Source organism: Nocardia grenadensis, assembly GCF_050942415.1.
In the GTDB taxonomy this organism is placed as follows: Bacteria; Actinomycetota; Actinomycetes; order Mycobacteriales; family Mycobacteriaceae; genus Nocardia; species Nocardia grenadensis.
Window position 1 is genome coordinate 3,650,413 of sequence record NZ_CP192054.1, and the last position, 20,086, is coordinate 3,670,498.

At 69.5% G+C, this 20,086-nt stretch carries 18 protein-coding genes and 1 pseudogene; 10 read left to right on the plus strand and 9 right to left on the minus strand.

Going from position 1 to position 20,086, the window contains the following annotated elements:
* The first annotated feature begins 139 nt into the window (after positions 1 to 139).
* The 8 genes from ACQPYS_RS16680 to ACQPYS_RS16715 all read left to right on the plus strand — a co-directional run bounded on the left by ACQPYS_RS16680 (position 140) and on the right by ACQPYS_RS16715 (position 10,270).
* Positions 140 to 1,000 (plus strand): GyrI-like domain-containing protein, encoded by an 861-nt coding sequence (locus ACQPYS_RS16680; RefSeq protein ID WP_433490097.1) that lies wholly within the window; start codon positions 140 to 142, stop codon positions 998 to 1,000.
* 126 nt (positions 1,001 to 1,126) lie between these two features.
* On the plus strand, positions 1,127 to 1,771 hold the full coding sequence (locus ACQPYS_RS16685; protein ID WP_431937824.1) for a response regulator: 645 nt from the start codon (positions 1,127 to 1,129) through the stop codon (positions 1,769 to 1,771).
* Positions 1,772 to 1,839: 68 nt separating this feature from the next.
* Complete coding sequence (locus ACQPYS_RS16690) at positions 1,840 to 3,579, plus strand: GAF domain-containing protein (protein ID WP_431937823.1); 1,740 nt, start codon at positions 1,840 to 1,842, stop codon at positions 3,577 to 3,579.
* 346 nt (positions 3,580 to 3,925) lie between these two features.
* Entirely contained in the window at positions 3,926 to 4,957 is a 1,032-nt protein-coding gene (locus ACQPYS_RS16695; protein WP_433490098.1) for an Acg family FMN-binding oxidoreductase, read from the plus strand.
* Between the two features lie 243 nt (positions 4,958 to 5,200).
* Positions 5,201 to 5,914, plus strand: coding sequence for a DUF2267 domain-containing protein (locus ACQPYS_RS16700; protein WP_431937821.1), 714 nt, complete (start codon positions 5,201 to 5,203; stop codon positions 5,912 to 5,914).
* A complete protein-coding gene (locus ACQPYS_RS16705; RefSeq protein WP_431937820.1) occupies positions 5,911 to 6,852 on the plus strand; it encodes a universal stress protein in 942 nt (313 codons plus the stop codon). The genes ACQPYS_RS16700 and ACQPYS_RS16705 overlap by 4 nt, the downstream gene beginning before the upstream one ends.
* 10 nt (positions 6,853 to 6,862) lie before the next feature.
* On the plus strand, positions 6,863 to 9,571 hold the full coding sequence (locus ACQPYS_RS16710) for a cation-translocating P-type ATPase (protein ID WP_433490099.1): 2,709 nt from the start codon (positions 6,863 to 6,865) through the stop codon (positions 9,569 to 9,571).
* 135 nt (positions 9,572 to 9,706) lie between these two features.
* The gene (locus ACQPYS_RS16715; RefSeq protein ID WP_063034840.1) at positions 9,707 to 10,270 is read left to right on the plus strand and encodes a CBS domain-containing protein; all 564 of its coding nucleotides are present in this window, start codon (positions 9,707 to 9,709) and stop codon (positions 10,268 to 10,270) included.
* Positions 10,271 to 10,637: 367 nt separating this feature from the next.
* Here ACQPYS_RS16715 and ACQPYS_RS16720 read toward each other — a convergent pair whose 3' ends face one another.
* The 8 genes and pseudogenes from ACQPYS_RS16720 to ACQPYS_RS16755 all read right to left on the minus strand — a co-directional run bounded on the left by ACQPYS_RS16720 (position 10,638) and on the right by ACQPYS_RS16755 (position 17,040).
* A complete protein-coding gene (locus tag ACQPYS_RS16720; RefSeq protein ID WP_431937817.1) occupies positions 10,638 to 11,150 on the minus strand; it encodes a hydrogenase maturation protease in 513 nt (170 codons plus the stop codon).
* Positions 11,147 to 12,439, minus strand: a complete 1,293-nt coding sequence (locus ACQPYS_RS16725; RefSeq protein ID WP_433490100.1) for a Ni/Fe hydrogenase subunit alpha — start codon at positions 12,437 to 12,439, stop codon at positions 11,147 to 11,149. The genes ACQPYS_RS16720 and ACQPYS_RS16725 overlap by 4 nt, the downstream gene beginning before the upstream one ends.
* Entirely contained in the window at positions 12,423 to 13,196 is a 774-nt protein-coding gene (locus ACQPYS_RS16730; RefSeq protein WP_433490101.1) for an oxidoreductase, read from the minus strand. The genes ACQPYS_RS16725 and ACQPYS_RS16730 overlap by 17 nt, the downstream gene beginning before the upstream one ends.
* Positions 13,193 to 14,002 (minus strand): FAD/NAD(P)-binding protein, encoded by an 810-nt coding sequence (locus ACQPYS_RS16735; protein WP_431938451.1) that lies wholly within the window; start codon positions 14,000 to 14,002, stop codon positions 13,193 to 13,195. The genes ACQPYS_RS16730 and ACQPYS_RS16735 overlap by 4 nt, the downstream gene beginning before the upstream one ends.
* Positions 14,003 to 14,043: 41 nt before the next feature.
* Complete coding sequence (locus ACQPYS_RS16740; protein ID WP_084480353.1) at positions 14,044 to 14,535, minus strand: cyclic nucleotide-binding domain-containing protein; 492 nt, start codon at positions 14,533 to 14,535, stop codon at positions 14,044 to 14,046.
* Positions 14,522 to 15,649, minus strand: a complete 1,128-nt coding sequence (locus ACQPYS_RS16745) for a 4Fe-4S dicluster domain-containing protein (RefSeq protein WP_431937815.1) — start codon at positions 15,647 to 15,649, stop codon at positions 14,522 to 14,524. Before ACQPYS_RS16745 ends, ACQPYS_RS16740 begins: the two co-directional genes overlap by 14 nt.
* An 81-nt stretch (positions 15,650 to 15,730) precedes the next feature.
* Positions 15,731 to 16,417: pseudogene (locus tag ACQPYS_RS16750) on the minus strand (dienelactone hydrolase family protein); the annotation flags it as partial.
* Positions 16,418 to 16,458: 41 nt separating this feature from the next.
* Positions 16,459 to 17,040, minus strand: a complete 582-nt coding sequence (locus ACQPYS_RS16755) for a CBS domain-containing protein (RefSeq protein ID WP_157107107.1) — start codon at positions 17,038 to 17,040, stop codon at positions 16,459 to 16,461.
* 353 nt (positions 17,041 to 17,393) lie between these two features.
* Here ACQPYS_RS16755 and ACQPYS_RS16760 point away from each other — a divergent pair, with 353 nt between their 5' ends.
* Together ACQPYS_RS16760 and ACQPYS_RS16765 are read left to right on the plus strand one after the other, a co-directional pair.
* Positions 17,394 to 18,338: a lysylphosphatidylglycerol synthase transmembrane domain-containing protein gene (locus tag ACQPYS_RS16760; protein WP_431937814.1), complete on the plus strand. Its 945-nt coding sequence runs from the start codon at positions 17,394 to 17,396 to the stop codon at positions 18,336 to 18,338.
* 177 nt (positions 18,339 to 18,515) lie between these two features.
* Complete coding sequence (locus ACQPYS_RS16765; RefSeq protein WP_433490102.1) at positions 18,516 to 19,388, plus strand: universal stress protein; 873 nt, start codon at positions 18,516 to 18,518, stop codon at positions 19,386 to 19,388.
* Positions 19,389 to 19,439: 51 nt separating this feature from the next.
* On the opposite strand, the gene ACQPYS_RS16770 is transcribed toward ACQPYS_RS16765, so the two are convergent.
* On the minus strand, positions 19,440 to 19,832 hold the full coding sequence (locus tag ACQPYS_RS16770; protein ID WP_433490103.1) for a CBS domain-containing protein: 393 nt from the start codon (positions 19,830 to 19,832) through the stop codon (positions 19,440 to 19,442).
* Between the last annotated feature and the right edge of the window lie 254 nt (positions 19,833 to 20,086).

Below are 20,086 nucleotides of genomic sequence, written 5' to 3' on the forward strand. Positions count from 1 at the left end.
GCATCGTCGCGTGCAGCGAGACGGAGAAGCGAGTACCGCGCCGGCCGGGACGGCGAGTTCGGTCATGCGTGCGCGCACCCGATCGAACGGCGACGCTCGCCGCCGCGGCGGCCGACGGCGGCGAAAGGATCGGCGCGTCATGGCATATCGGGTAAATCTTCACGAATCGGCTCCGCACACCGTTCTCACCATCCGCCGGACGGTACGGAGCGACCGGGCGGGTGACGATATCCGGGACGGCATGACCGACCTCTATCGCCTCGTCCGAACCCTGGGCCTGCTGCCGGTCGGTCCGCCCGCCACCACCTACCACGGTGATTTCCGGTCCGGCTCGGCCACCGAGGTCGACTTGGTCCTACCGGTCGAAGCCGCCGGCACCGCGGACGGCGAATTCACTCTCCGCCGCACCGAACCCCGGTGCTACGCGCGTACCTGCCACTACGGCGACTATGCGAATATCGGCGCCGCCTACCGCGCGCTCGACGACTGGCTCCGGTACTCCGGTCTCCAGGCCACCGGGCCACCCACCGAGATCTATCGGATCGCGCCGGACCAGGCCGTCACCCCTGCCGACCTGCTCACCGAGATACGCGTCCCGGTTACCTCCACCTGGCTGAGCGTGCGGATTCCCAGGTCCGTCGCAGTGGTGGCGCGAGCGGTCCGCGAAGCACTGCGGGACTGCGACTTCGAGATCTTGTACGAACTGCAGGTTCCCGCCGAAACGAGTCCGCGGGCCCGCGCCGACACCGCCGAGCACCTGCTCGTCGGGGCCTTCGACCCGACCCTCGCCACCTCCGCGGTCCGGGCCAACGGCCGGATCATCCCACTGCTGCCCTGCGATATCACCGTGCGGCAGGCGGATTCGAGCACTGTCGTCGAAACGGCCGACCCGAGGTCGCTCGTGGAATGCAGCGGGCAACCGGCGCTGGGGCCGGCGGCCGAGCAACTCAGGGAACGGCTCATCGCCGTACTGACAGCGGTGGCACACGCGCACGACTAGTGCGCCTGCACAGAACGACCGGCCGGTCAAGAGCCGTTCGTCGTCGAATGCGAGGCCCATGCCGCCGCCGCGGGGTCTCGTCACTCCGTACGCTGAGAACAACTCATACCCGAGAGAGGCGAGACCATGGTCAGGGTGTTCCTGGTCGACGACCACGAGATAGTACGGCGCGGGGTCGCCGACCTGATCGAGGCGGAAACGGACCTGGAGGTCGTCGGTGAGGCGGCCGGCGTCTCCCAGGCGCTGGCCCGGATCCCGGCGCTACGGCCCGATGTCGCCGTCCTCGACGTCCGTCTACCGGACGGCAACGGCATCGAATTGTGCCGGGAACTGCTCTCGGCGAATACGGAGCTCCGGTGTCTGATGCTCACCTCCTTCACCGACGACCAGGCCATGCTCGACGCCATTCTGGCCGGCGCCAGCGGCTACGTCGTCAAGGACATCACCAGCCTGGAGCTCGTACGCGCCATTCGTGAGGTGGCGGCCGGCAGATCCCTGCTGGACAACCGGGCGGCGGCCGCGCTGATGGCGAAATTCCGGGCCGAGGCCGAAACCGCCACGGGTCCGCTCGCCGGACTGACCGAACAGGAACGCACCCTGCTCGCGCTGCTCGGCGAAGGGCTCACCAACCGGCAGATCGCCGGGCGCATGTTCCTGGCCGAGAAAACCGTCAAGAACTACGTTTCGCGGTTGCTCACCAAACTGGGCGTCGAACGCCGGACCCAGGCCGCGGTGCTCGCGACCAAGATCATCCCGCCCGACCGCAGGTGACCCGTGAACAGACCGTGACCAGGTCGGACGGTAGCGGCGGAAGCCGGGCCAGTGGAAGAATACTGCGTATGGAACGCCAGGTGCCCGCGACGAGTGACCGGCCCCCGGTGACCGAAACGCTGTCCCAGCTGCGGCTGCACGAACTACTGGACGAGGTGCAGGAACGCATCGCCCAGATCGTCGATGTGCGTGACCGGATGGATCGGCTGATGGAGGCGATGCTATCCATCACCGCGGGCCTCGATCTGGACGAGACGCTGCGGTCGATCGTGCACACCGCCATCGAGCTGGTCGATGCCGGATACGGCGCGCTCGGCGTCCGCGGCACCGATTCGGCCAGTGACCAGTTGGCCGAATTCGTCTACGAGGGTATCGACGATGCCACCCGCCACCGGATCGGCGATCTGCCCCGCGGCCACGGGGTACTGGGGGTGCTCATCCAGCATCCCGAACCCATCCGCCTCACCAATATCTCCGAGCATCCGGCGTCGGTCGGCTTCCCGGCGCACCACCCGCCCATGCACAGCTTTCTCGGCGTACCGGTCAAAGTGCGCAACGAGGTGTTCGGCAATCTCTACCTCACCGAGAAGATCGGGGCCAAGGAATTCACCGAGGACGACGAAGTCGTGGTGCAGGCCCTGGCGGCGGCGGCCGGTATCGCCATCGAGAACGCCCGCCTCTACGAGCAGTCCCGGCGGCGCCAGCACTGGCTGGAGGCCACCCGGGATGTGGCCACCGAACTGCTCGCGGGCGGCGAACCGCAGGACATCCTCGATCTGGTCACCGAGCGGGCACGCACCCTCACCGGCGCCGCGTGCACCTTCGTGGCGCTGCCCGATGATCCCGACCTCCCCGGCCATGAGGTCCGGGAACTGACCATCGCCGCGGTATCCGGTGAGCAGACCCACGCATTACGCGGACGACGGCTGCCACTGCACGGTTCGCAATCGGGTAAGGCCTTCCGGCACGGGCAGACGATCGCTGTGGATCAGCTGGCCACCGACGTGTCACCGGGAATTTCCGGGGATTTCGGCCCGGCCCTCGTGCTCCCGCTGCGCGCCGAGGACACCATCATCGGGGTTCTAGCCACCGTCCAACCACCCGACGGCAATACCTTCGATCCCGCCGTCCGGGCCATGATGACGGTGATCGCCAACCAGGCGGCCCTGGCCCTGCGGCTGGCGGAGACACAGCGCCGGATGCGGGAACTGGATGTGGTCGCCGACCGCGACCGGATCGCCCGCGACCTGCACGACCACGTCATCCAGCGCCTTTTCGCCCTGGGCCTCGGCCTCCAGGGCACCCTGCAGCGCGCCCGCAGCGACGAAGTGCGGGCACGACTGGGCGAAACCATCGACGACCTGCAATCGATCATGCAGGAGATCCGGCACTCGATCTTCGATCTGCACAGCACCACGACCACCGAATCGGCCGGCTACCGCCGGCACCTGCACGGCATCGTCACCGAACTGACCGCCGAGACCGACCTGCGCACCACGATCCGGCTCAGCGGGCCCGTCACCGTCCTCGCTCCGCCCCTGTCCGACGATATCGAGGCGGTCCTGCGTGAGGCGGTCAGCAATGTGGTGCGGCACGCCCGCGCCACCACCCTGTCGGTCGAATTGCGGGTGGGCGACGAGGTGACTCTCGAGGTGGCGGACGACGGTATCGGGCTGTCGCCCGAAATCCGGCGGCGTAGCGGGCTGGCCAACCTGCGGGTCCGCGCGGAGCGGGCCGGCGGACACTGCACGGTGGGCCGCAAACCGACCGCCGGCACCGTCCTGTGCTGGAGCGCGCCGCTGCCCTGACCCGGCGGGTCCACCGAACCCGTCCCGCGGCCATCCGGCCTGGTGAGGACACGCCGGCCTTCCGTTTGCGCGCACACCCGACCCGAAGGCCACCACAGAACTCGGACGGGTCACGATATCGTCGGCGCCCACGCTCATCACGCCGTCGGCCACGGAGCTCGTTAATTCCGTACCGAGACCGATCACGTCGTCGGCCACCGGTCCGGGCATTCGGAACCGGAGCCGGGGCAACCGCCGACAGGGTCCGATGTCGTGAAACCGGAGGGCCCGCGGGCCCCGGATTGTGTGTCCTACGTACTGTCGACCGGCCCTGCCCGGCACCGGGATACACCTCCACACTGGCGATATGACCGACAACGACGTCCCCGGCGCCACCTACGCACCCGACCGCGCCACCCTGTTCGCGGCCATGCGCGTAGCGGCACGCGCGCCGTCGGTGCACAATACGCAGCCCTGGCGGTGGGTGTACCGCGACGGCCGGTTGCGCCTCTACCGCGACGACGAACGGCTGCTGACCTCGGCCGACCCCAGTGGCCGCCAACTCGTGATCAGCTGCGGCACCATGCTGCACCATGTCCGCGCCGCTTTCGCGTCCGCCGGGTGGCGGACCGGAGTCGAGCGCATGCCCGACCCCGGCGACCCCGGTCTCCTGGCCGTCCTCACCTTCGCACCGTGGCCGGACGCACCGGCCGCGCTGCGCACCCTCCCCGCGGTCATCGAGCGCCGCCGCACCGACCGCCTCTCCCTCTTGGATCCGGGCGACCTGTCCGGCCGGGCCGAGGCGGCCCGGCTTTCGGCCCACAAGTACGGGGTCGAGCTGGACGTCCTCGACGCGGAGGCGGCCGCCCGGCTGAGCCGTGCCTCGGAACACTCGGCCGCACTCCGGCACTACGACATGCCCTACCACAGTGAACTCCAGTGGTGGGCCGGTCACGAGAACCTTCCCGAAGGAGTACCGGCCACGGCCCTGGTCTCGGAGGTGGAAGCCGCCCGGGTACCGGTCGGGCGCAAGTTCCCGACTCCGGCGCGCGCCGCACACGGCGGCGAACAGGAGGACCGGGCACAGCTCTGGGTGCTCGCCACCGCCGGCGAGTCCGGTCTCGCGTGGCTGCGGACCGGCGAGGCGCTGTCGGAGATTCTGCTCGAATGCACCGCGGCCGGCCTGGCGACCTGCACGCTGACCCATATCACCGAACTCCCCACCACCCGGCGCATCGCATCGACCCTGATCGGTGGGCACGGCACGGCGCAGGTGGTGCTTCGCGTCGGGCTCGCGCCCCACCGCTCGGATCAGGAGCCCACCCCACGCAGACCCGTGACCGATTTCCTGACCGTCCACCCCGACGCCTTCGCCACCGGCGACGCGGGCGTCGGCTAGTGCTCAGCGGCCGTCTCGCCGGCTCATGGCACGTCGGTGCACGCGGAAGCGGCGCACCCTGCCGCGCGCCCGGAGCCCCCGGCCACGACCCGGGCCGCCCCCACCCGCCGGTGACTTTCTGCTCTGTCAGCAGCTGTTCCGGAGCGCGAGACTTGCGAATACAGCGTCCGCGACGAATTTCCGCAACCCGGAGAGCGGATCGAGGAGACGCCGCGGTAACCCGACCGTAAGCGAGGACCTCCGATGTCTCATCCCCATGATCCCGTGGCCGCGGCCGCGGGCACAGCGCACGAGTGGATACGCGCGGTAGCGGCCTCCCTCGGGACCGACGAACCCCGCGCGTATCGAGTTCTGCGGGCCTGGTTACACACGGTTCGTGATCAGCTCGGGGTCGCCGGATCGGCACATCTGGCCGCCCAGCTACCCGAACTGCTCCGCGGCACCTACTACAGCGGCTGGGTGCCGAGCCGGGTACCGCTACCGCACAACGCGGAGGATTTCGCGGCCCGGTTCGCCGGCGAGGCCGGGGTCGAGCGCGGCGAGGTCGGTTACATCGCCGGCGCGGTGACCGGAGTGCTCGCCGGAAGGTTCTCGCCAGGGCAGCTCGGCCGGGTCTTCGGGGTTCTGCCCGAACCGCTGTGCCGGTTGCTGTCGGGCGCGGCGTCCACGTCCGCCGACGGGTCCGGGCGCCGGAAGCAGGACCGGGCCCACGCGCATGCCACCGACCTGAGCGCATCGGTCCGCGCGCTGGGCGAAGCCGTCGGTGTACTCGCCCGCGGTCTCGAACGCTCTCCGGTCGAGCCGGACGAGGCCGACGACGCCCGGATGCGCGCCGCCGCCCAGCAGGCCCATCGCATCCTGCTGGCCGCGGGGGTGACGGCACCACCGGAGCTACAGCCGCACCACGACCGGATCACGATCGCCTCCGCGGGCCGCACGCCCGGAGACGGGCAATGAACCGGACGGCAGCAACGCAGCGGCAACCGGAACCCGTGGACGATATCGCGTCCACGCGACCCGGACAGATCGTGGTCGGCGTCGACGGTTCCGCGGCATCCGAGCCGGCGGTGCGGTGGGCGAGCGAGACAGCCGCCCAACGCCACCGGGCGCTGCGCATCGTGCACGGCTACAACCTGCACGCGGCTCGGGCCGTCCGGAGAGTCCACGATGCCGTGAAACCACCCGTGGTCGACACCATCCGCCGCCGCGGTGCCGAAATCCTCGCGGCCGCACGCGAGCAGGCTCTCGGCATCGACCCGTCGCTGCCGGTGGAGACCGAACTGTCCGAGGAAGGTGCGGCCCGGCGGCTCATCGACCTCTCGGCGACCGCCGACCTCACCGTCCTCGGCGCCTCCGGCCACGGATCGACCCTCACCCATCTCGGTTCCACCCTGCTCGCCGTGGTCGCGCACGGCCACGGCCGCGTAGTCGTCGCATGCTGCGCCACGCCCGGCCGGCCCGCGCACCGGCACGGGCCGATAGTCGTCGGGCTCGACGGTTCCCGGTGCAGCGAGGCTGCCGCGGCGGCCGCCTTCGCCGAGGCGGACGCGCGCGGTGCGCCCCTGATCGCGATCCACACCTGGCACGATCTGCGTGCCCACTGGTTCGCCGGCATGCCGGACATGATCGAGGACCCGCCGATCGCGGAGGCGGCCGACGCCCGGCTCCGCACCTGGCTGGCCGACTGGACGGAGAAATATCCCGGTGTCCGGGTGACCCGCCGGACCTATCTGGCCGGACCGGATCTGCACCTGATCCAGTGGTCGGAGTCCGCGCAGCTGATCGTTGTCGGAAGTCGCGGACGCGGTGGTTTCCGCGGACTGCTGCTGGGCTCCAAGAGCAATATCGTGGTCCAGCGCGCCCACTGCCCGGTCCTCGTCGCCCACGCGACCTGAGCACGTCGGCGTGCCCTTCGTTGCCGAATCCGCACATCCGCCCGAGCAGGTGCGCTCCGAGGCGGTGGTCGACCCGCGCGAACCTGTCTCGGCTCTGATGCGGGACCTGCGGACGAGCCCCGAGGGACTCACTTCCCGGGAGGCCGCGCGCAGGCTCGAACTTTACGGCCCCAACGAGCTCCCGCGGCGGCGCGGGCAGCCCTGGTGGGTGGCGCTGGGCCGCCAGTTCAGTCACCCGCTCGCCCTGTTGCTGTGGGTGGCGGCGGCACTCGCCCTCGGCAGCGGGGCGGTCGCGCTCGGTATCGCGATCCTGGTGGTCATCGTGCTCAACGCGGTTCTCGCCTTCTGGCAGGAGAGCCAGGCCGAACACGCGGTCCGGGCACTGGGCCGGTTCCTGCCCGCACAGGTGTGGGCGGTACGCGACGGAAACCGGATCCAGGTGCCGGCCGGACAGCTGGTACGCGGCGATGTCCTGCTCCTCGAAGAGGGCGAACGGATCCCCGCCGACGCACGGATGATCGACGGCCGTGTCGAGGTCGACATGTCAGCGCTCACCGGCGAATCCGAGGTCCTGGACCGTCGCGCCGGCGCCCTCGACAATGCCGATCGATCACTGGATTCACCCGTACTCGTCTTCACCGGCACCGCCTGTGTGGGTGGATCGGGCCGTGCGCTCGTGCACGGCACCGGTGTGCACACCGAACTCGGCCGAATCGCTGCCCTGTCCCAGCACGTCCGGCCCGAGGAGAGCCCGCTCGAGCATCAGGTCCGCCGGGTCGCCTGGCTGATCGCCGCGGTCGCGGTGGGCGCGGGCGCGGCCTTCCTGCCGCTCGGACTGCTGGCCGGGTTGTCGCTGGGATCAGCTTTCCTGTTCGCCATCGGCCTGCTGGTCGCCAATGTCCCGGAAGGCCTGTTGCCCACCATCACGCTCGCGCTGGCCGCCGGCGTCCGATCCATGGCACGGCGCGGTGCCGTGGTCAAACGCCTGTCCGCGGTCGAAACCCTCGGCTCCACCACGGTGGTGTGCACCGACAAGACCGGCACCCTCACCATGAACTCGATGCGGGTCGCGGAGGTCACCGGCGCACCGGGCGAGACCGCCGAAATCGTGGCCAGGTGCGCTACCGCGGAACTGGGCGACCACCCCGGCGGTGACCCCATGGAACTCGCACTCCTGCAATACGCGGCAGACGGCGGCCACCTCCTGTCCCCGGCACAACGGGACGCCGAGCGCTCGGTGCTCAACGCGTTCGACCCGGAGCGGAAGATGATGTCGACGGTGGACTCCGTCGACGGAACACCCCGTGTGCACGTCAAAGGCGCGCCCGAAGAGGTGCTCCCCCGCTGCACCCGGTGGCCGGCGGATACGACGCCGCAGCGGGTCCGCGCGCAGATCGACGAACTGGCCGGCCGGGGGCTACGGGTGCTCGCGGTGGCCACGCGCCGCTGGGATCCCGGCACGCCCACCGACCCCGGGCACGTCGAGCGCGACCTGAGGTTCGTGGGTCTGGTCGGTCTGCTCGACCCCCCGCGGCCGGAGGTCCCCGCCGCCGTACGAGCCGTCCACGCCGCCGGTATCACGGTGCACGTCATCACCGGCGACAACGGGCGGACCGCGGCCGAGATCGCGCGGCGGGTGGGGCTCGGGGCCGACCGCGTCATCGACGGCACGGCGGTGGACGCGATGTCGGACGACCGGTTGGACACTGTCCTCGCCGAATCCGGGGAGATCGTCTTCGCCCGGGCCACCCCGGAGATGAAGCTGCGCATCGCGGACGCGCTCCGCCACAACGGCGAAGTGGTGGCCATGACAGGAGACGGGGTGAACGACGCTCCGGCCCTGCGGCGCGCGGATATCGGTGTCGCGATGGGACGTGGCGGTACGGATGTCGCGCGCGAAGCCGCGACCCTGATCCTCACCGACGACAATTTCGCCACCATCGTCACCGGTATCGAGGAAGGGCGCCGGGTTTTCGACAATGTCCGGAAATTCGTGCTGTACATCTTCGCGCACGCGGTGCCCGAGGTCGTGCCCTTCCTGCTGTTCGCATTGTCCGGCGGTCTGATCCCGCTACCACTGACGGTTTTGCAGATCCTCGCGATCGACCTCGGCACCGAAACACTGCCGGCGCTCGCGCTCGGCCGGGAACCGGCCGAACCGGGTCTGATGGACCGCCCGCCGCGCCCGCGGCGCGAGGGTGTGATCACCGGATGGCTGCTGGTGCGGGCATGGGCCCTGCTCGGCGTGGTCTCGGCGCTCCTGGTGACCACCGGTTTCTTCATCGTCCTGGGTGCCGCCGGCTGGCGCCCCGGCGAGCCCGTGGGACCGGGCGCGCCGCTGCACCATGCCTATGTCCAGGCCACCACCGTGACCTTCGCCGGTATCGTCGCCTGTCAGCTGGGCGCCGCGTTCGCGGCCCGTACCGAGTGGGCGTCGCTGTTCTCGGTCGGTCTCACGAGCAATCGGCTGCTGCTGGCGGGCTGTGCGTTCGAGATCGTGTTCGCCGCCGCGCTCATCTACGCGCCACCGCTGCAGCAGATCTTCGGCACCATCGGGCTGGATCCGTGGATGGTGGGGCTGATACTTCCCTTTCCCGTCGTGGTCTGGGCCGCCGACGAGGCGCTGCGATGGCGCCGCCGACGACCGGCCGGCCGCACTACGCCGGATCGGCGACTCCCGCGTGGTGGCTTCGAGGCCGGGACTTCGGTCCCCGGATAAAGGTATTCATGCACTGGTGCTCTCGGGCACCGGGCAGCGAGTCTGAATTGGAGAAGCGATCCGCGGCGGCTCCCACCTGCCGCTACACCGCGGTCGCATTCCTGATCGTCCCGGAAAGCAGGTGAGGTCGTTACGATGCGCGCACGCGATATTCTCAGCCGCCCGGTGGTCACCGTCCACCCGGACACGCCCCTACCCGAAGCGGTCGCCCTGCTGACCGGTCACGGTTTCGCGGCGCTGCCGGTGGTGGACGAAGAGGACCGTGTGGTGGGAATACTGTCCGAATCCGACGCCATGAGCGCCGAAACGAGCACCGCCGCAGTGGAAACCGCCATGACCGTACCGGTCGAGGTGGTCGGGCCCACCACGGATGCGGCCGCCGTGGCCGCCTCCGCGCTGGAACACCACGTGCGGTCGCTCCCGGTGGTCGAGGCCGGGATACTCGTGGGCATGGTCTCCCGCCGCGACCTGTTGCGGGCACTGGTCTCCGACGAAGCCGCGATAGCGGCCAAGGTGCGAGCCCTGCTCGACGACTACGCCGGTAGCCATCGCCAATGGGATATCGATGTCGGCCACGGTGTCGTGACGATCCAGGGGATCTTCGCCGACGAGTCGGAACAGCGGGTCGTGGCCGCGATGGCCCGCACGGTCGCCGGCGTCGGCGAAGTCCATATCGTGGACACCGCCGCCGGCCGATGACCGGCCGTACGGTCCGCCGGTCTCGGGGCGTTCACTCCGCTCTACCTGTCCGTGGACGCCGACTGCACCCGCGCGACCCGGACCTCGACGACGAGTCGGCCGCCCGCCGCCTTGGCCGAGGCAGGCCTCGACCGTGCTCTCGTCGACGTACTCGACGATCCCCGGCTACGACGCCGAGGTAGCCGGGGCACACCGCGCGAGCCAGACGGCGCTCGGTGGGCTCGATGGCAGTCCATCAGCACTGTCGACGGTCACGGATTCGCCGGTCCGGTGCTCACCGTTCCACCGGACCCGGACCGGGCCACCCAACTACTGGACACGTTGGTCACCGTCGCGACCGCTCCGAATTCGCCACCCTGCAGCGTCCTTACGAGGGACCACCCAAACTCGGATAGGACCGGGCCGTACGGCGCCGACCGCGCGTGTACTGCTCGAGTTCGCCGCATATCGCCGCGGTCAGCCGTGGTACCGCGGCCGCCACCGGCGCGGACAGACCGATTCCGAGATCGTGTCGTTCGACGTCGACGGCGAAGATCACCAGACGGCCCGGCAGCCGGCCGAGTACTTCGCCCAGTCGTACGGCCTCGGCCACGCCGAGCGCATGCGAACTCGTCACAGCGGAGGAGCCGCGCAGGCACTGCCCGTCCACCCGCCGGACCCGCCCCGGCCGCGACGGAGTGCCGATCACCGCGTCCACCACGACCGCCAGGTCCGATCCGGTCCACAGATCCAGCAGGCCGGTGCATTCTCCGTCCGATATCGCCACCCGCACGCCCGGAATCCGCAGGACGGCGATCCGCGACGCGACCTCCGGGCCGACGCCGTCGTCACGGCGACAGCCGGTTCCGATCCCGATGACCACGGCGCGCGTAGCGGTCATCGACCCGTCACATCGAGGGTCAGGAAATGCGCCGAACAGGAGATACACGGATCGTAGTTTCGGATCGTTCGTTCACAGAGCTCCGTCAGCGCCGGGTCCGGCAGGTCGAGGTGCGCCCCCACCATCCGGCGTAGGTTCTCCTCCATCACCGCCTGGTTCTGCGAGGTCGGCGGCACGATGGTGGCGGACCGTACGAGGGCGTCGGCACCGATGTCGTACCGGTGGTACAGCAGTCCCCGGGGCGCCTCGCTCACGCCGTAGCCGGTTCCGGCGCGTGGGTGTACGGGAACCGAGGGGCGTGGCGGGCGCCGGTAGCGCCCGATGAGTTCGAGCGCCTCCTCCATCGCGTAGGCGACCTCCACCAGCCGGACCAGAATGCTGCGGAACGGATTCCGGCAGACGCTGCCGAGCCCGACCTCCGCCGCGAGCCGGCGGGCGACCGGCGACAGCCGAGCGGAGTTCAGCGCGTACCGGGCCAGCGGACCGGTGAGGTAGCGGCGGCCGTCGAAGGTGGCGTACAGGGCCGTGGAGTGCCGCACCTGATGCTCGACCAGGTGAGCGGCGAAGTCGTCGGCGGGGAAGAGCAGACCGCCGCTGGTCCGGACCTCGCCGGTTTCGATGGGATAGTGCGCCGCATCCGTCGCCGATACGAAGTCACAGTCCAGTTCGGCCTCGGGGAAGTCGAAATCGGCCACTCGCCGGGTAGTACTCACCGCACTGTCCAATCCCCGGCGCAACTGTTCGGCCACCGCGGCGAATTCTCGTGGCTCGGGCGTCGAATAGAAGCCGCCGAGGCGGACGTTCACGGGATGGATGGCGCGGCCGCCGATGAGCTCGAGCAGCATATTGCCCGCTTTCTTCATCGCCAGCCCCTGCTCGACCAGCTCACGCTCCACCCGGGCCAGCGCCACCGCGTCGGGAAAACCGAGGAAATCGGGGATGTGCAGCAGGAAGATGTGCAGGCAGTGGCTGGCGATCCACTCTCCGCAGTAGAGCAACCGGCGCAACTCGCGCAGTGGTGGATCCAGTTGCGCCTCGCAGAGCTGTTCCAGGGCGTTACAGGCGCTCACCTGGTAGGCCACCGGGCAGATCCCGCAAATCCGGGAGGTGATGTCGGGCGGCTCGGTGTAGGCCCGGCCGCGCAGCAGTGCCTCGAAGAACCGCGGCGGCTCGTAGATCCGGAGTTGGGCGGACTCGACGGCACCGTCGTGGACGACGATATGCAGCGCCCCTTCGCCTTCCACCCGCGCCAGCGAATCGACGGTCAGTGTTCTACGCCGGGTCGTCACGACGGTGCTCCGCGAATTCGGGTGCGCCGCACGCGTAGGTCCGGAAAGCACGATCGACCTCGTCGACCGACATGCCGTTGATCCGGAGAATCGGTAGCAGCGCGTGGATATTGGGCCGGGCCATCGGGCCGAAGCAGCCGAAACAGCCCCGGTGGTAGGCCGGGCACAGCGCCCCGCATCCCGCCTGGGTCACCGGGCCCAGGCACGGAATGCCCTCGGCGACGGTCACACAGGTGGTGCCCCGGCGTTTGCACTCGGTGCAGACGCTGGTGTTCGGGATATCGGGAGCCCGCCCGGCCAGGAACGCGCACAGCGTATCGAGCAGCTGCCGGCGATCGATCGGACAGCCGCGCAGCTCGAAATCGACCGGGACGTGCTCGGAGATCGCGGTGGACGTGGCCAGGGTCGCGATGTATTCGGGCTGCGCGTAGACGACCGAAGTGAATTCCTCGATGTCGGCGAAATTACGCAGCGCCTGGATACCGCCGTGCGTCGCACAGGCTCCGATGGCCACCAGAATGCGTGACTGTTCGCGGATCTCGATGACCCGCCGGAGTTCCTCGGGGGTGCTCACCGAACCCTCGACCAGGGAGACATCGTAGGGGCCCGGCTCCACCGCACTCGACGCCTCCGTGAAATGCAGGATGCGGATCCGGCCCGCGAGCGCGAGCAATTCGTCCTCACAGTCGAGCAGGGTGAGCTGGCATCCGTCGCAGGAGGTGAATTTCCAGACCGCGAGAGTCGGTGGCGCGCTCATAGTTCCCGCACCGCCAGCAGCGGCTCGGCCACCGCGTAATCGACGATCGGACCGTCCCGGCACAGCAGCAGCGGGCCGAGCTGACAGTGCCCGCACCGGGCGACACCACATTTCATATTTCGCTCCAGCGACACCCGGATACGTTCGCCGGGCACCTTCTTGCCGAGCAGCGTCTGGGCGCAGAATCGCATCATGGGTTCCGGGCCGCACAGAAATGCCGTCGTCCGGCCCGGGTCGATAGTCAGCTGTGCCAGGGGCTCGGTGACGAAACCGATCCGGCCCGTCCAGCCCGGGCAGGGATGGTCCACGGTACGCAGCACTTCGACGGAACCGGTACGCGCCCAACGATCCTGCTCCTGCCCGAACAGCACTTCCGCGGGCGACCGCGCGCCGGTGATCACCGTGACCCGCCGGTAGTCGGCGCGGGCGGCAAGCACGGCGAGCACGAGTGGTCGCAGGGGCGCCAGCCCGAGACCGCCGCCGATGACCACGATATCGCCACCGGCGGCCGCTTCCACATCCCATCCGGTGCCGAACGGCCCGCGTACCCCGATCAGTCCGCCCACGGAGGTGTCGCTCAATGCGCGGCTCACCGCGCCCACAGTCCGGATCGTGTGCTCGAGCAGCCCGTCCTCGGCGGTGGGGTCACCGCTGAGGGAGATGGCGACCTCCCCCACTCCGAAGCTGTAGAGCATCATGAACTGTCCGGCCCGGAAAGGTGCGGTCCGACGGTGGACCGGCCGGAGCAGCACCGTGACCGTGTCCGAAGTCCGTAGGGTACGTCGTACGACCCGATACGGCAGCATCACGTCGCTCGCGGCGGACAGTTCGGACCGCACCACGCTGGTCACGATCCACCACAGCTGGGGTGCCAGGGCTTGTCGGCCGGGTTGCGGTACACATCGATCAGGCGGGCCCGCGTGGCCTGCAACCGGACGACCAGCACTTCCGTCAACGCGAGAAGCAGCGCCCGGCCGAACCGCGGATCGTCGGCCGAGAGCCGGTTCAACGCGGTGGCGTCGAATTCGACCGCCTCCACCGCCTCGGTGGCCAGCGCACCGAAGTGCCAGCGGTACGGAGGCACCAACCACGACCAGCCGAGCAGGTCACCGCGGTGCAGGGTTTGTAGAACGATCTCGGTGTACCCGCCCACCCGCGCGTCGAGCCGTACCTGCCCGCCACGGATCAGCCAGCACCGGTCCGCCGGCTGCCCCTCCTGGATCACCCGGTGACCGGCCGGAAACGCGACCTCGTGTCCCGCCCGCGCCAGGGTCCGCAGCTCCTCCCGGTCGAGGGCCGCCAGACTCGGAAACGCCGACAGATCGTCAAGAACCGGCATCCGTGGTCTCCTCGGCCGCTGCGGCGAGGCTCGCCACCTCCGCCGTCAGGTCGATACCGGCCGGGCACCAGTCGATGCACCGTCCGCATCCCACACAGCCGGAGCTGCCGAACTGCTCGTGCCAGGTGCCGAGTTTATGGCTCAGCCATTGCCGATAGCGGCTCTCTCCGCTCTGCCGCACATCGCCGCCATGCACATAGGAGAAGTCCAGTTCGAAGCACGACGCCCACCGCTCCCAGCGCTCGGCGTGGTCACCGGTGAGGTCGGTGATGTCCTCGGTGGTCGTGCAGAAACAGGTCGGGCAGACCATCGTGCAATTTCCGCAGGTGAGACAGCGTGATGCCACATCCTGCCAGTGCGGTGATTCCCGGGAATCGCGCACCAGGCGCGGGAGATCGACATCCGGCATCGTCCGGCCCATCTTCCCGGCCGCTGCCGAGACCGCGTCACGGGCCCGCGCGACCTCCGCGTCCTCGGCTTCTCGCACGGCTCCGAGTTCGGCGAGGACCTCCGCGCCGGCCTCGGAGCCCACGTCGACCACGAATCGGTGCTCGGGCCCGGTCTGCTCGGTGAGTGCGAGGTCGTACCCGGCTGTCACTCCGGGTCCGGTGCCCATGGACGCGCAGAAGCACACACCACCCGGTTCCGTGCAATTCGCGGCGACCACGAACAGATCGCCGGTGCGCGCGGTGAACCCGGCATCCGGCTGGGCGCCACCGCCGAGAACCCGGCGCAGTATGCCCATCGCCGCCAGGTCGCAACCGCGGACACCGAGAAAGGCCGAGCGGGCGGGCACCGTCTCCACCGGTTCGGGTTCGAGATCGGGGCCCATGGCGGAAATCCTGCGCCGAGGCGGATGCAGGAACTGTTTCCAGGAGCCCGGGCCCGCGGAATGCGCGAAAACGGCGTGGTCGGCGCGACGCCGGAGGCGGTAGTACCCCGGGGCGGTCTCCACACCCCATCCATCGGGCAGTTCCGACCCCGATTCGAGTTCGTCGAGCACCACCGCACCGTCGCGGACGCGCGGTCCTATCACCCGATATCCGCGCGCACGCAACACCTCCACCAGCTCATCCAGGCCCGCACGGTCGATCACGGCCGTCCCACCCGGCATCGTCACCACCTCCGATCCGTCCGAACACCTCGCCCGCTTCCGAGTCTGGACCGGTCGGACAGCCCCTGCGAGAGAAGAAGGTCACCGATCGGCACCGCCGGGCGCGTCGGGGTCGCCCCGGTGCGCCGGTACGGACGCCAAGCGCGCGAGGAACCAATCGCGGGCCAGTTCGGCGACCCGCTCCAAAGCTCCCGGCTCGGCGAACAGATGCGTGGCGCCGGGCACCACGACCAACTCGGTGTCGCCGGGCATCTGCTGTGCCGCCGACCTGTTGAGCTCGAGCACTTGCTGATCATCGCCCCCTACGATCAACAATGTGGGCACGCGCACCGCCCCCAGCGCCGGCCCGGCCAGATCCGGCCGACCACCGCGCGAGACCACCGTGGTGATCGTGACACCGGGATCGGTCGCGGCGCGCAGTGCGGCGGCCGCTCCGGTACTGGCGCCGAAGTAGGCCAATCGCAGCGCCGCGAGATCCGCACGTGCCGTCGCCCAATGGGTGACTTCGAGCAGTCGCCGCGCGAGCAGCTCGATATCGAAAACACGCGCTCGTGCCTTCTCCTCGTCCACGGTGAGCAGATCGACGAGCAAGGTGGCCAACCCGGCACGGCCGAGCGCGTCGGCCACGAATCGGTTGCGTGGACTGTGCCGGCTACTGCCGCTGCCGTGCGCGAAAACGACCAGCCCGAGCGGACCTTCCGGTACTGCGAGATTCCCGGCCAGCTGCCCGCCCCGAACCTGGACGACAACCTGCTCGTCGCGCCGTGCCCGGTGGGCAGCCGATCGCCGCGCGGGGCCGTCCCGGAATGTCATCCGGCGGACCGAACGTGCGCGGTATCCACCACTCGGGCCGACTCGACACCGGCGACCGTCCGGATCATGGCCGTCAGGACGCGCCGCTCGGCCTCGTCGGCACAGCAACCGTGGACGGTGACCGTCCCGTCGGCTACCTCGACTTCCCATCCGCGTTGGCTGCCCGAGTAGTCGTCGAGTAGAGAGCACACCCGCGCTTCGATCACACCCTGGTTCAACGCGAAGGCACGGAGCAGATCGCTGCGCGATATGACGCCGACGAGCACCCCGGCCGCGACGACCGGAAGCGACCGGCGATGGTGATCGAGCGCGGCCTTCACCACATCCGATACCTCGGTGGTGGGCTCGACCACCTCCACCGGGCTCGACATCGCCACCCCCACCACCGCCGAGGCGTTCCGGGATTCGAGCGCGGCCATGGCGTCGGACTCGGACAGGAGGCCGACCACCCGCTCCCGGTCATCGACCACCGGTAGCGCCGCGAAACCATGTGTGGTCAGGAGCCCGACCGCTTCCGAGAGCGGTGTCTCCCGGCGGACCGTGACGACGGGGCGGCTCATTATGTCACGTGCACGCACGGTGATCAGCTCCCTCCGGCGGACCTGTTCCCACAGCAGCCCCTGGTGCCGAAGCGGCGGAACATACTGTTGCTCACCACACTCGTCATCGGCGATCACGGCCGATAGTGCGGAAGGTGCACCGGGACGAGGACCAATGTCATCGGCTGCGGTCTGTCCGAGCCGCGCCGACAGCGCCATCGCCGTGCCTCCCCCACAAGCCATCCGTCGCACCGGCGGGTACTCGTCCGGCATCGACAGGACCGAGGTCACCTTTCCGGTGACCGGGGTACCTCACCCGCCCGGCCCGGCGCGCGAGAAGATTATGTTCCGACCGGTCTCAGCACGGCAGGCCGACGAGGAAAGACGAGGTCATGGCCCGTCCTGAGATCACCATGCGGTTCGGTTGGCGCACTGTCGCCTGGATCGCGGTGACCGTTGTGGCCACCTTTATCCTGTTACCGCAGGTCACTCGGCTCGGGCGGTCCGGCGCGGCCCTGGGGGAAGCGCGCTGGCCGTGGCCGGCGGCAGCGCTGATCATGTCGGTGGCGACCTACGCGGCCGCCGCGCTGGCTCTGATGGGTGCCTGCCCTCGCCGGCTGGTCTTCGTTCGCACAATGGAAGTGCAGCTGGCGACGTCCTTCGCGAATCTGCTACTGCCCTATGGGCTCGGCGCGACAGCGGTGAACGAACGATATCTGGAGCGGTCCGGCGTACCACCGGCCACGGCCGTCGCGACGGTTGCGGTCACAGTGAGCACCGGTATGGTCCTGCACATCGCGGAATTGGCCGCGGTGGGCCTCTGGCTCGGTGGGACCGGGCAGCTGTTCTCGGCCACCCTGCCCGGCGGCCGGACCGTGCTGATCGGTGCCGGTATCGCGTTGGCTATCTCCGGGTTGATCATCGTGATCGCGGTGCGGCGGCCGGAGCTGGTCCGCGACGCGCGCGACACCCTGCGTTCGATGATCCGCCTGCTCCGGCAACCCCACCGGGCGGCGCTGCTGTTCGGCGGTCAGTTGAGCGTGAACCTCGCGTATATCACCGCACTGGGGTTCGCGCTGCATGCTTTCGGGCAGTACGTGTCCCCGGGCCGGCTGGCAGCCGCATACCTGGCCGGGTCGGCGCTCGGCGCCGCCGGCCCGACACCGGCCGGGTTGGGTGTGGTCGAGGCTTCCCTGGTCGCGGGTCTGGCGGTGGTCGGCGTGCCGCCGGGCCCCGCGGTGGCCGGAGTTCTCACTTTCCGGCTGGCGACCTTCTGGTTGCCGGCGGCGCTCGGCTTCTTCTCGTATCGCGCACTGAAGCATCGAAACCGGCTATGAGTCGCGGTTCCGCGCCCCGAGAGTATTTCGTCCCCAGCGGCCGGTGACGAACGGCAGCAGACGCCGGCCGTCGCCTCGGATAGCGTCCGCTGACGACACCGGGGCAACGGGTCTGCGTGGTCGCCGGAACCGGTCTCGGCCAGCCAGTCCACATCGCCGGAGCGGAGGCTCGACGAAATGCCCGCACACAGTGATCCCGCCGTTGTCGTCAAAATCGACGGATCATCCGCGTCTTTCGGGGCGCTGACCTGGGCAGCTCTGGAAGCGGAACAGCGGCGGGCGCCGCTGCGGCTCGTCTATACCATCGGCGCACCCGTGGACAGCGGCCCGGCCGTCAGTGCCGTCTTCGACAGGGCCGCGATGCGCGCGGAAGGGGAAGCCATACTGCGCACCGCCGAGAAAACGGTACGGGCGACGGTCGGGCGGCCGGACGATCTCGATGTCGAGACCACGGTCGCCGATCCGCCACCGGCGCTCGTACTGGTCGACCACTCCGAAGGCGCCCGCATGATCGTCGTGGGCACCACCGGCTGTGACGCGACAGGGCGCACTCTGCTCGGCTCGGTGAGCGATTTCCTGGCCCATCACGCACACTGCCCGGTGGCAGTCGTCCCCCAATCGACCGGTTTCGATCCGGGGCGCCCACCCGGTCCCGTCGTGGTGGGGGTCGATGGGTCGCCCGACTGCGTCCGGGCAATCGATACGGCCTTCGACGAAGCCGCCCGCCGCCGGACGAGCATCGTCTCCGTCACCGTATGGTCCGAGCGCTTCCGATACAGCTCCCACGACGAGATCGCGGCACGGGCACAGGCCGTGCAGTCGGAATGCCTGGCAGGCCACTGCGAACAGTATCCGGATATCGAGGTCGTCCGAGTCGTCGAGGAAGATCTCGCCGCTCGACGCCTGCTGGAGGAAGCGGACAGAGGCCGGCTACTGGTGGTGGGTGCCCGCGGGAACGGAGGATTCGCCGGAACGACACTCGGCTCGGTCGTACGAGCGGTTCTGCACGGCGCCACTACCCCGGTGATCGTCGCCCGCCCCCGCGCCTGATTCCCACCGGTTGCGGCCTCGGCGACAGACGGACGGTACTCGGCTATTCGACTATCGCCCCGGATAGGGATTCCCAGAACACTCCGCTGGCACGCCCGCGTCACATCCGTCGCGGTGACGACGGCCAGCAGACTCTGGCGTCCATCGAGCGCGGTGATCAGGCCCGTATCCGGTCGAAGGAGAACTGGGAGCACACGTCGGCCGGCGGCTCGTCCGGGTGCGTGCGAGCCGCCTCGGGCAGGGGCGGGCGATTCGCCCCACGATCGTCGTCTCCCGGTCGGCGGACAGCACGCCGGTCAGCGGCGGCCAGGTGAGGATACCTACCGGACGTGCCTCTCCGTCGACGACGGGGAACACACCGTGCCGTATGCGACGCAGGATATCGGAGCGCACCAGCTCATCGATCGTCCAGACATCGCGAACCGCGGTCGGCTGCGTGGTCATCACATCATGTATGCGAAGATTACCGAGCTGGAGCCGTCTAGCCGCAGCGGCGAGTTCCGCACCGCCGATACTTCTGTTCGCCGTGGGTGTCGCCCGCTTGTTCTGTCGTGCCCGTGCGCCGGATCCTCATACACTCGGCGCATAACGATAATGCTGGCGACGCCCCGCCGGACGAATGTATTCGTACCCATACTGGAACCGGTACGGCCGCTCGCTACCCATGCAGACGCCGGCAGCGCGGGGGTACCGCGGCA

Excerpts from the sequence above, each read along its gene's own strand:
- ACQPYS_RS16760 (WP_431937814.1), top strand. The coding sequence starts at position 17,394 with ATGGCCCGTCCTGAGATCACCATGCGGTTCGGTTGGCGCACTGTCGCC.
- ACQPYS_RS16705 (WP_431937820.1), top strand. The coding sequence starts at position 5,911 with ATGAACCGGACGGCAGCAACGCAGCGGCAACCGGAACCCGTGGACGAT.
- ACQPYS_RS16740 (WP_084480353.1), bottom strand. The coding sequence starts at position 14,535 with ATGCCGGTTCTTGACGATCTGTCGGCGTTTCCGAGTCTGGCGGCCCTC.
- ACQPYS_RS16685 (WP_431937824.1), top strand. The coding sequence starts at position 1,127 with ATGGTCAGGGTGTTCCTGGTCGACGACCACGAGATAGTACGGCGCGGG.
- ACQPYS_RS16730 (WP_433490101.1), bottom strand. The coding sequence starts at position 13,196 with ATGAGCGCGCCACCGACTCTCGCGGTCTGGAAATTCACCTCCTGCGAC.
- ACQPYS_RS16695 (WP_433490098.1), top strand. The coding sequence starts at position 3,926 with ATGACCGACAACGACGTCCCCGGCGCCACCTACGCACCCGACCGCGCC.
- ACQPYS_RS16715 (WP_063034840.1), top strand. The coding sequence starts at position 9,707 with ATGCGCGCACGCGATATTCTCAGCCGCCCGGTGGTCACCGTCCACCCG.
- ACQPYS_RS16765 (WP_433490102.1), top strand. The coding sequence starts at position 18,516 with ATGCCCGCACACAGTGATCCCGCCGTTGTCGTCAAAATCGACGGATCA.
- ACQPYS_RS16690 (WP_431937823.1), top strand. The coding sequence starts at position 1,840 with ATGGAACGCCAGGTGCCCGCGACGAGTGACCGGCCCCCGGTGACCGAA.
- ACQPYS_RS16770 (WP_433490103.1), bottom strand. The coding sequence starts at position 19,832 with ATGACCACGCAGCCGACCGCGGTTCGCGATGTCTGGACGATCGATGAG.
- ACQPYS_RS16680 (WP_433490097.1), top strand. The coding sequence starts at position 140 with ATGGCATATCGGGTAAATCTTCACGAATCGGCTCCGCACACCGTTCTC.
- ACQPYS_RS16700 (WP_431937821.1), top strand. The coding sequence starts at position 5,201 with ATGTCTCATCCCCATGATCCCGTGGCCGCGGCCGCGGGCACAGCGCAC.
- ACQPYS_RS16745 (WP_431937815.1), bottom strand. The coding sequence starts at position 15,649 with ATGCCGGGTGGGACGGCCGTGATCGACCGTGCGGGCCTGGATGAGCTG.
- ACQPYS_RS16735 (WP_431938451.1), bottom strand. The coding sequence starts at position 14,002 with ATGCTGCCGTATCGGGTCGTACGACGTACCCTACGGACTTCGGACACG.
- ACQPYS_RS16720 (WP_431937817.1), bottom strand. The coding sequence starts at position 11,150 with ATGACCGCTACGCGCGCCGTGGTCATCGGGATCGGAACCGGCTGTCGC.